At 44.0% G+C, this 10996-nt stretch carries 9 protein-coding genes; all 9 read right to left on the bottom strand.

Features of this window, described 5'->3' with window-relative positions; translation table 11 throughout:
- Positions 1–41 precede the first annotated feature (41 nt).
- Positions 42–626 (bottom strand): DNA-directed RNA polymerase subunit delta, encoded by a 585-nt coding sequence (gene rpoE, locus HMPREF2893_RS05515; protein ID WP_003010182.1) that lies wholly within the window; start codon positions 624–626, stop codon positions 42–44.
- A gap of 371 nt (positions 627–997) precedes the next feature.
- On the bottom strand, positions 998–2281 hold the full coding sequence (gene tig, locus HMPREF2893_RS05510) for a trigger factor (RefSeq protein ID WP_003004508.1): 1284 nt from the start codon (positions 2279–2281) through the stop codon (positions 998–1000).
- Positions 2282–2409: 128 nt separating this feature from the next.
- A complete protein-coding gene (locus tag HMPREF2893_RS05505) occupies positions 2410–2973 on the bottom strand; it encodes a TIGR01440 family protein (protein WP_070674885.1) in 564 nt (187 codons plus the stop codon).
- Between the two features lie 3 nt (positions 2974–2976).
- Complete coding sequence (locus HMPREF2893_RS05500; protein WP_070674882.1) at positions 2977–3447, bottom strand: ECF transporter S component; 471 nt, start codon at positions 3445–3447, stop codon at positions 2977–2979.
- A complete protein-coding gene (locus HMPREF2893_RS05495) occupies positions 3437–4198 on the bottom strand; it encodes a bifunctional hydroxymethylpyrimidine kinase/phosphomethylpyrimidine kinase (protein WP_070674879.1) in 762 nt (253 codons plus the stop codon). The genes HMPREF2893_RS05500 and HMPREF2893_RS05495 overlap by 11 nt, the downstream gene beginning before the upstream one ends.
- Entirely contained in the window at positions 4191–4937 is a 747-nt protein-coding gene (truA, locus tag HMPREF2893_RS05490) for a tRNA pseudouridine(38-40) synthase TruA (RefSeq protein WP_070674876.1), read from the bottom strand. Before truA ends, HMPREF2893_RS05495 begins: the two co-directional genes overlap by 8 nt.
- Positions 4938–5226: 289 nt before the next feature.
- On the bottom strand, positions 5227–8766 hold the full coding sequence (locus tag HMPREF2893_RS05485) for a family 20 glycosylhydrolase (protein ID WP_070674873.1): 3540 nt from the start codon (positions 8764–8766) through the stop codon (positions 5227–5229).
- Positions 8767–8927: 161 nt separating this feature from the next.
- Entirely contained in the window at positions 8928–10061 is a 1134-nt protein-coding gene (gene dnaJ, locus HMPREF2893_RS05480; RefSeq protein ID WP_070674870.1) for a molecular chaperone DnaJ, read from the bottom strand.
- Between the two features lie 158 nt (positions 10062–10219).
- Complete coding sequence (locus HMPREF2893_RS05475; RefSeq protein ID WP_070674867.1) at positions 10220–10852, bottom strand: DJ-1/PfpI family protein; 633 nt, start codon at positions 10850–10852, stop codon at positions 10220–10222.
- Positions 10853–10996: the final 144 nt, after the last annotated feature.

Below are 10996 nucleotides of genomic sequence, written 5' to 3'. Positions count from 1 at the left end.
ATTGAGAGGCTAGGACTTTTGTCCCAGCCTCTTCTTATGATTTATTCTTCTTCCTCGTCTTCAGAATCCTCTTCTTCGTCGTCTTCTTCGCTCAATTCAACTTCCTCACCTAAATCATCTGGTACGATTTCATTGATTTCAGCATCGTAAGCTTCGACTTCACTCTTTTCATCATCTGGATTTTCTTCATCATATGAAAGAGCTGGATCTGCTTCGTAAACTTCTTCGTCTTCTGGATCATCGTCGTTGTAGTCGATCGCATCTTCGTCTCCATCCATGAAGGCATTGACACGTTTTTTCTTCCGTTTCTTAGGAGTTTCATCTTCGTCTGTTTCTTCAAGAGCGATGATTTCTTCGTCAACTTCATCGATGGCATACCATGAACGAAGACCCCATTTGTTATCTCCAAGTGGGATAAAGCTTCCATCTACATTCAATTCTGTGTAGAACAATGGAAGAGCTTCACGGATCTCGCTGTTTGATTTTTCAAGGTAATTTTGAATTTCATTTACAAGATCGCTAAAGTACATTTCATGGTCACGTCCGCGTAATTCCAAAATCGCACGCGCCACTTCAATCATAGAAAGTTCACTTTTTTCTTGTCCAGCAAATACTTCTAATTCCAAGGGTAAATCTCCTTATGTTTCATTTCCTAAATGGAGAAGGATCCGGTCTTAAACCTCATCCTATCCTCAATGATAGATTGAAAACTTCTCGTCACTAAATCTATCACGCATTTTATCGTTACACTCTATTGTACGATAAATTTCCCCTTTCGTCAAAGGAAAATTCCAGGATTCTCCATGAAATCAGAAAAGGGAGTGGGAAAGAACTCCGACTAGTTAAAAAGAGTTCGTTTTCCCACCCCCGCACAGTTGATTAGGTCATCTTTGGAGCTTAAAGGCGAACAAAGATGCCAATCAACCACTGCGTCATACAGTTATTTCTATCAAACATCAAAGGCTGGACAGTTGTTGCCCAGCCTTTTTTATCTAAATTATTTTACTTTTGCTGTGCTTGTGATCACGTTCACTGCTTTCTTCACTGTGATGTCATGTTTCAACATTTCTGGTGAAAGAAGGTTGCGAACTTGTTCAACTGGCATATTGTAATCTGCTGCCAATTGTTCGATTTCAGCGTTGATTTCTTCTTCAGTTGCTTCGAAGCCTTCTGCTTTCGCTACTGCTTCAACCACAAGGTTTGTCTTCGTACGGCTTTCAGCTTCTGCTTCGTATTGTTTGTGAAGATCTTCTTGAGTTGTTCCAGTGATTTGGAAGTACATTTCAGGTGAGATACCTTGACGTTGCATGTTTCCAAGGAACTCGTTGATTGAACGGTGTACTTCTTCGTGGATCATTTCTTCTGGAAGGTCAACGATTTCAGCGTTTTCAACTGCAAGATCGATTGCTGCTGCTTCTACTGCATCATTGTATGCTTCTTCTTTAGCTGCTGCCAATTCTTTGCGGTATTTTTCTTTCAATTCGTCAAGAGTTTCAACTTCTTCGTCGATGTCTTTTGCCAATTCATCGTCAAGAGCTGGTACTTCTTTTGCTTTTACTTCGTGGATAGTTGTCACGAATTTCGCTTCTTTACCTGCAAGGTCAGCTGCTTGGTAGTCTTCTGGGAAGGTTACGATCACATCAACTGTTTCACCAGCAGAGTGTCCAACCAATTGGTCTTCGAAACCTGGGATGAATTGTCCTGAACCAAGTCCAAGTGAGAAGTTGTCACCTTTACCACCGTCGAATTCAACACCGTCGATAGAACCTACGAAGTCGATCACAACTGTGTCACCTTCTGCTGCAGCACCTTCTTTAACAACCAATTCAGCCAAGTTGTTGCGTTCGCGTTCGATACGAGCATCCACATCAGCGTCTGTTACTTCTTTAGAAACTTCTACTGATACTTCAAGGTCTTTGTAAGCACCCAATTTAACTTCAGGTTTTGTGACAACAGCTGCTGTCAATGTCCAGTCTTGACCTTTTTCCATAGATACAACATCGAAAGTTGGTTGTGCTACAACTTCGATTCCAGCTTCTTTAACAGCTGCTTCATATGCTGCTGGAAGAAGATCGTTCAAAGCATCTTGGTAAAGTGCTTCTTCACCAAAACGTTGGTTGAAGATTGGACGTGGAATATGACCTTTACGGAATCCAGGTACGTTCAAAGTTTTCTTAACTGACTCAAACACACGGTCCAAAGCAGGTTTGATTTGCTCTTGGCTGATTGTGAAAGTCAATACACCGTGGTTAGTTTCTTTGTTTTCAAATGATACAGACATTCTGTCTCTCCTTAAAATAATATAGTCATTCCTTATAATTTTACCACAAAACTTTGAAATTGCAAGTTTTAAAACGTTTTTGCCTCTCTTTTCATCCAAAAAAACTAGCCCTTTAAAGCTAGTTCTGATTATGATTTTCGGATGGGATCATCGAGGTAGAGAGCACGGGCACCGCCGATCAATTTTGGCCGACTGGCGAGGGCTGTGACATGGGCTCCACCTAGTTCACGCAAGATAGGGCGAATTGGAACTTGCACGTGTTTGACGTGCATCCCCACCGAGGTATCTCCGATGTCTAACCCCGCTTGAGCTGTGATAAATTCCACCTCAACAGGATCCTTAAAATACTTGAAAGCTGCGAGTTGTCCAGCACCTCCTGCATGGAGACTCGGAAGGACATTGACGATTTCTAGCTCCTTTTTATCTGCCAATTCTCTTTCGACCACCAAGGCGCGATTGAGATGCTCACATCCTTGTACCGCCAGATAAATGCCTCTTGGATTCAACTCATCTAGTAAGGTCTGGACAATAGCTTCTGCAATGTCGATGTTGGAGGCTTTTCCAATTGGCCCTCCTGCAACTTCACTTGAAGACATCCCGAGCACTAAAATCTGTCCTTGGCGGAGACGGCTTTTTTCCAAGACATCTACCAGGATTTCTTTTGTATCCTTCTTCAGTTGCTCCAGATCCATGAATTAGCTTCCTTTCTTTTGAAATGCATAATAGACCACATAGCCTAAAGCCATTCCAACAAAATTCTGAGCGAGGTTATTCGGAATATCCGAGATAGCAGCTCCCCAGCCATTGCCTAAAAAGAGAGCAGAAGCTAGTGCGTAACCGCCTACCATGACGACTGTCGCAAGAAGCAAGCCTAGGTAACGAGCTTTGCCCTTGAAGCCAGCGAAGTAACCTTGTCCCCCGTGAAAGAGGAGGCTAAAGAACATCCACTGAGGATATCCTGAAATCAGATCCAATAAGAAGGCTCCGACACCACCTACAATAGCACCTTCCTTGCGCCCAAAATAGAAGGCTGTGAAATAGGCACCAAGATCTAGCAGGGTGACGATCCCTGTAGGAGTTGGAAGTTTGGTATAGTAGCCAAGTACAACTGTCAAGGATGTCAAAATAGAGAGGCGGGCAATGAGTTGAGTTCGATTAGATGTCATACTGTACTACTCCATACTGGTCTGAATGTTGAATCGCTTGGAAAACAAAGTCTTTAGAGGCTTTAACAGCTTCAAGTGGAGATTTCCCTTGCACCAACTGGCTGGAAATGCTAGACGCAAAGGTACAACCAGCTCCTGTATTGTTCTTTTCTAAGACTGGCTCTTCAATGACGGTGAAGTCTGTCCCATCATAAAAGACATCGATGGCCTTTTCTTTATTGAGACGATTGCCTCCTTTGACCACGACAGTCGTTGCTCCTAATTCGTGGAGCTTGCGCGCTGCCGCCTTCATATCGTCGAGCGATTGAATCTTGCTTTGGGTCAAGATCTCAGCTTCTGGTAAGTTTGGCGTGATGATGGTCACATAAGGGAAGAACTTAATCAATTCGTCTCGAAGAGCTGAAACTTCTACATCATGACTTTCCTTGCAGACCAAGACAGGATCTAGTACCACAGGAATCTCCGCATGGGCTTTGACATAGTCCAAAGCCAAGTCTGCCACTTGGACATTTGGCAAAAGGCCGAGTTTAATAGCAGAAAAAGGAACATCCTTGAGAGAGTTGAGCTGTTGAGCAAAGGTCGTCGGATCCACCGGAATCACTTCAAAACCGTGCTCCGTCATAGCGGTCAAACAAGTCACCGCTACAAAGCCATGCTGTTTGTTAGTCGTATAAGTTGCAAGGTCTGCGTGAAGACCTCCCCCACTAAAAATATCATTTCCTGAAATAGCTAGAATCAATTCATTACTCATAACGGATCTCCTTTAAATATAAGCCATTTGGCGCTGCTGTAGGACCTGCTAGATTGCGGTCCTTCTTTTCTAAAATTAGATCGATCTGCTCGATCGGCATCCGATCATTTCCAATCTTCAACAAAGTTCCCACCATATTGCGGATTTGCTTGTAGAGAAAGCCATTGCCCGAAAAGGTAAAGACAAGGCGATGATGTTCTGCATCCTCGACCAAGCGAGCCTCTGTAATCGTACGAACCTTATCTTCCACGCTGGTTCCTGAAGCTGTGAAACCGCTGAAATCATGGGTTCCCTCCAACTTTTGGATGGCTGCTTGCATCTTTTCCACATCCAAAGGATAAGGATAGTGGGTGGCATAGTGGCGCATCATGGGGTTCTTGGGACGACCATAATCCACGATGAATTCATAGGTTTTGCTGTGCTTCTTGTAGCGTGAGTGAAAGTCATCTTCTACTTGCTCCACTCGGATGAAATCAATATCCTCTGGGGTTTGGGTATCGAGGGCAAAGCGGAGCTTCTCCTCGTCCCGCGCTTGGGGGAGATCAAAATGAATCACCTGCCCAAGAGCATGGACACCTGAATCCGTTCGCCCCGCTCCATGAATGGTAACAGGGGTTCCTTGATTGAGGCGCGTCAAGGTCTTCTCGATTTCTTCTTGCACACTGCGGGCATGCGGTTGACGTTGAAACCCTGCAAACAAGGTACCGTCATATGAAATGGTTGCTTTGTATCGTGTCATGGTTTTATTTTAACAGGATATAGAAGGGGTTACAAGAGTGAAAAACCCAAACTGTCCGGGTACAGTTTTGCAAGCACAAAAAGAGACTGGGACAAAAGTCCTAGCCTCTCAATTATTTTTAGGTTGTCGAGCAAGACGCAGTGGTTGAGTGGGCTCTACTACGCTGATTTCATCAGCTTTTACAGCCCTACTCAACTGTGCAGAGGTGGGACGACGAAATCGAATTCTAACGAATTACCGATTTCTGTCCCACTCTCCGAACTTCGACCTGTTACAAATCTACTAGGTCTTAGTCTCTTTTTTTATTTTTCAAGTCCATTCCTGCTGCTCCTAAGATCGCTCCTAGTAAAGCGAGTCCCAGAGCAGATTCCACTCCTGTTTCTGGGAGTTGCTTGTTAGAGTTTCCTGTTTCTGAACGAACCTCTTTTTCCACAACTGCTGGAATTGGCGTTGGGATATTTACTGGTGCTACTGGTTGATTCTTTGAGATCACTTGAGGTGTTGAAGGATCTGAAACCATTTTGTTTACAAGCACGTCTGGTTTCACTGGCGCTTCTACTGAAGGGCTTGTTGGGATCACAATTTCTTTGGTACCGACTTCAACAATTTCTGCAACTGGCTCTTTAGCAACTTCTGTAGCGATTACTTTTCGACTTTGATCAAGCGCCGAAACCTCTACATACTCAAGACCTTGCCCTTTAACCCCAGCCTGGATCACTTTGCGTTCTCCTTTAGCGAGATCTGGATTGGTGCGTTCCACAAGGTCAAAATCAAGTTCTTTCTCCACGATTTCAAGACTTGGTTTATCTTCCACTAGGGCTTTGACATCATTTTCAGCCAAGCTACCTACTTGCGTAATTGGCTTAAGCCCCGCAAGGGCTTGGGTCAGAGCGGCCACTTCTTGGTTCACCTGATCTTGATGAGCACGGCTCACATTCCAATTCAAGCTATCTAAGACTTTCGCAAGAGCTGCGCGAGATTCTGGTGTGTATATGTCTAGATCTGTTGGCACCGTAGCAACTGCTTTTCTAAGAGCAGTGAAGTCCGCCTTGAAATAGTCCTTGTTGTGGTTGGCAAAAGCTTCCATTAGATCAAAGACATTTTTTTCGATGTATTCTTCACTTGGGGTATCACACCAAACAGCTACCATGCTACCGACCATCGGCAAAGATGTTTCTGGATATGTTGTACTTGGGAGTTGTCTAAATGGAGTAGCAGCTGCATTGGCAATCGCTTTTTCAATATAACCACCACCCGTTTCAGGTGTTCTTCCCAAAACATAGTACCAGTCTCCGTTGGTATTAAGGAATTTATACCCCTTATCTGCCAAATACTGTGGAGATGCGAGGTTATAGCCCCACCATCCTTTAGACCAGTATGAAATCAAGACGTCCTTGTCAAAGGCAACATCATCTTCATCTCCATAATAGAAGCCATCGTTAAAGGCCATTGGCTGCAAGCCTTTTTCACGCGCCATAGCTGCAAGACTATTGGAATACTCCGCAAATTTACCATAGAGGTCATACCACTTTAGGTAATACCAACCTTGCGCACTGGTAGCGTCATTGGCATATTCATCTGTTCCGTAGTTAAAGATCTTAGACTTGTCTTTGAAGTAGTCCATGTACTTGCCAATCAAGGCTTTGGTAAAGTTGACTGCTGCTTCATTGGTCAAATCCATGGTTGTTTTTGAAACCGTATCAAAGCTGGCTTGTGGGTTTTCAATGCCCAATTTTTCCATGGCCACCAACAAAGCATCCATGTGGCCAGGACTATTGACTGCCGCAATCAAGCCGATTCCTTTAGCAGTAGCATAAGCATGGAGTTCATCCATTTCTGCTTGGGTCAAGGCTTGACCATTTGGATCATCGTAATAGGCCTTGGTGCCTTCTAAAATGGCCTTTTTCACATCATCACTGGCATAGGTTTTGCCATTAGCTTCCACCGTCATATCATCGAGGACGAAGCGCATACCATCGTTTCCGACAAGGAGGTGCAAGTCAGAATAACCCAGCTCACTGGCCTTATCGACGATCCGTTTCAGCTGATCCAATGAGAAGTATTTGCGGCCTGCATCGATCGAGATGACCTTCTTCATGGCGAGTTTTTCTGCTGCTTCTTTTGCAGCAACTTCTTTCGCGTAGCTTTCTGTATACACCAAAGCATCTTGAGCTGCTTTGAGATGGTCGATCAAGGTTTTGGCCTCTGCTCGAGTGGTATTTGTTCCTGCCCCTTCTAAAGCTTTTTTAGCTGCCGTAAAGGCTACTAGAGATTCCGGTGTATAGTGATCCAAATCAGTTGGAGCTTCTGAAAGAGCTTTTTCGACGACTTCAGGATCTGCTACAAAGTAGTCCGCATTCTTGTCCGCGAAGGCATGCATGAGCTTAAAGAGAAGGTCTTTTTTGTAGGTTGCAGATGGCGTATCTGCCCAGGCAGCTACCATGCCACCGATGAAGGGCACCTTAGCTCCATCATTTTTTTGAACCACATCAATCGCTGACTTGGAAATTCCTTCGAGACCTTGATCCAGGTTGTACCAACCAGATCCAGCCTTGTCCCGTCCAAGCACATAATACCAAGCATCATTGGTATTAAGAATCTGATGACCTAGTTCAGACAAGAGTTTTGAAGAAGCGACATCATAGCCGTTCCAGCCACCTGTCCAGTAGGACACAATGATATCCTTGTCAAAAGTGCCATAGGAAGTATCGCCATTGTAGTAGATTCCATCATTGAAGGCCATTGGTTTCATCTTGTGTTTTTTCACAATAGCTGCTAGATCATTAGCATATTGGATGAATTTTTCATAGCCTTTTTCTGGATAGCCTTCACCTGGCCAATGCTTGCTGGCTTGGAGAACCTGCCAACCATGGGCATCTGTGGCATCGTTGGCATATTCATCCAAACCGATGTTAAAAATATCTGCCTTGCCACTGAAATAAGCCGCATACTTGTCTACCAGGGCTTTGGTGAAGTCGATGGCTTTTTGGTTGTCCAAATCAACTGTCCGAGCTGATTTCTTTGTACCAAAATAATTAAAGTGAGGATTTTCGATCCCCAATTGTTCCATGGCCGTCAGAATCGCATCCATGTGACCTGGACTATTAATGGTTGGGATGACACCTACTTTCTTCGATTTGGCGTAGGCCAAAATATCATCCATTTGAGCCTGGGTCAAGGCTGTCCCGTTCGGATCATCGTAATAAGCTTTTGTCCCTTTTTCAACCGCATCTGTCACGGCTTGGCTAGAATAAGAAGTATCTCCCACTTTCAAAGACATATCATCCAGCACAAAGCGCAAGCCGTCATTTCCGACTAGGAGATGCAAGTCTGTATAGCCAGTCTTACTAGCTTCATCAATGATTTCCTTGATTTGGTCTGGTGAGAAGTACTTGCGACCGGCATCGATCGACACAATCTTTTTCTTGGTTAATTTTTCTTCTTGGTCAGAAGCTTTAGCAGGCGTTTCCGTCGCTACTGTCGCTGGTTGAGCTGCCACATCCGACTCTGCGACAGAACTTGCTTCTTCGCGAATCAAACGGTCAAGATCTGATACCCGCAATTCACGATCAGGCAGTGTCGGTTGACTTTGATCGACGATTGGGGCAGGAGCCGTTGGTTTTTCTACTGTTGGCTGAGAAGCTTCCTCATTAAGAGAAATCGTTGACTCACCCTCGCTTGGCTGAGTTGGAACTGTCGTTGAAGGACTGTCTGTAACGCTCGACGTATCTGCAGCTACAACATGAGCACCAGCAAAAAATCCTATGAGCACCGAAGCAGCTCCTACTGCATACTTGCGAATCGCATAACGTGGTTGATGTGATTTCATCAGGACCTCCTAAATTGTCTTTGTAATCGTTTTCTTAAATTTACCACGATATCTTAATAAATTCAATGAGGCTCCAAATTATTCTTTAATTAGGAGAGGAAGTTCTTGGAATCGATCCAAAATAAAACGAGCTCCTTAGTCAAAAGGAAACTCGTTTATTCTTATAAGTCATCTAAAGCATCTTTGACCTTATCAAAGAAGCCTTTTTTCTTTGGGTTGACCTTCAAATCACTTGCTTCCGCAAAGGCTTGAAGGGCTTCTTTTTGCTTGTCATTTAAACCAGTTGGGGTGACAACATTGACAGACACATATTGATCTCCCATGGCACCACCACGTAAGCTTGGAGCACCTTTTCCGCGAAGACGGAATTTTTTACCGGTTTGGGTTCCTTCAGGAATCACCAAATCAACATCGCCATGAACTGTAGGCACATGAACCGTATCTCCAAGAGCTGCTTGGACAATATTCAAATCTAGCTTGTAGTAGATGGTTGAGCCATCTCGTTCGAAGCGATCACTCGGCTCCACGTTGACAACCACATACAAGTCTCCATAAGGTCCACCGTTAAAGCCAGCTTCTCCTTGACCTGCTAAGCGGATTTGTTGACCTGTTTCAACTCCTGCAGGAATCTTGACGTTCACGCTATGGGCTTGTTTTTCATGACCTGTTCCACGACAAGTCGTACATGGATCTTTGATTTCTTGACCACGGCCATGACAGACATCACAGGTCACTTGACGGCGCATCATCCCAAGAGGGGTTTGCGTATCCACATTGATAACTCCAGAACCATGACAGCGTCCACAGATCACCGGACTAGTCCCTGGCTTAGCTCCAGAACCATGACAGGTATGGCAGCTAGCTTCCCGATGGTACTTGACTTCTTTTTCCGCACCAAAAATCGCTTCTTCAAACTTGAGATTGACGCGGTATTGGAGGTCATCCCCTTGACGAGGTGCATTTGGATTACGACTTGCACCACCACCAAAGAAGCTAGAGAAGATATCTTCAAAGCCACCAAAACCAGCACCATCAAAGCCACCAAAACCACCTGCTCCGCCACCGAAGCCACCATTGGCACCTGCAGCACCATATTGGTCATAAGCAGCCCGTTTTTGCTCGTCACTCAAAGTCTCATAAGCTTCTTGAACTTCCTTGTACTTTTCCTCAGCACCAGGCTCCTTGTTGATATCTGGGTGATATTTTTTAGATAATTTCCGATAGGCTTTCTTGATCTCATCTTGAGATGCATTCTTTGAAACGCCCAAACGGTCATAAAATTCAGTATTGTTCATAATTCAAGATACAAAGGGCGTTAAACGGACACAGCCAAAATAGGAGTTTTGACGACGGACGCTTGCGTCCTAGAAAAAACTATCTTTTTGGCATCGTCCGTAGCCCGTGTTCAGTTACGAACACTCTTTGTTCCTTTCTATAATTTTCATGTACATCTTTAGAGGGTGTTTTCTATACTTCGCTTCACTTGATCAAACTCTTGGTCCGATAGAGTAAATATCAAATCCTCTTCTGAGTAGTCGTTTCGTTCTTTAAAATAGTTGTCCGTATTCTCTGCCAACCCTAAGCTTAGAATTACTTTTCTTGCAAACTCTTGATGGGCAAAACCGATAGCCGTAATGATTTGTTTATCTTGCACAACCAGTTTGGGTTGGAAATTCTCACGTGGAAGAAATTCAAAATAATCAAAGAAGTTTTGCCAAATTCCACCTGTAAATTTCGTGTCCTTCAACAGACCTGCTTTCGCTAATAAAAGAGGCGCTGAAGAAATGGCTGCAATGAGGATATCTTGCTCACCAAGGTCCCTCAAGAACGAAATCAATTTCTCATCCTGTAGAGCAGGTCCAATGTTAACCATTCCGGGCAAAATCACACAAGAATACTCTTCTATACGGATTTGATCTAGTGTTTTCGTTGGTTGACAGGGCAAACCATCCTCAGAGACCACCATCGAATGATCTGAAGCGGCATAATCAATCGTACTATCAAAAGACAGAGCTAAAGTACTCGTTAAAGCAGTTATCTCATAAAGAGAAAAATTAGGATAAATGATACAAAGTACTTTTTTCATACGCAACATCCTCTATTTTACCGAAAAACAGAGGCTGGGTTGCAACCTCTGGATTTCTTTTTATCATTTACTAGTTAGGCGTTTAGGAAAGGCGCCATAGCGATTGCCGTAGAGTGACAATCACAAGAGTGAGTATCCATTATT

Origin of the sequence: Streptococcus sp. HMSC072C09 (assembly GCF_001813105.1) — a bacterium.
GTDB lineage: Bacteria > Bacillota > Bacilli > Lactobacillales > Streptococcaceae > Streptococcus.
Note: the sequence above shows the minus strand (reverse complement) of the source record. Positions and strands in the feature narration are given on the sequence as shown.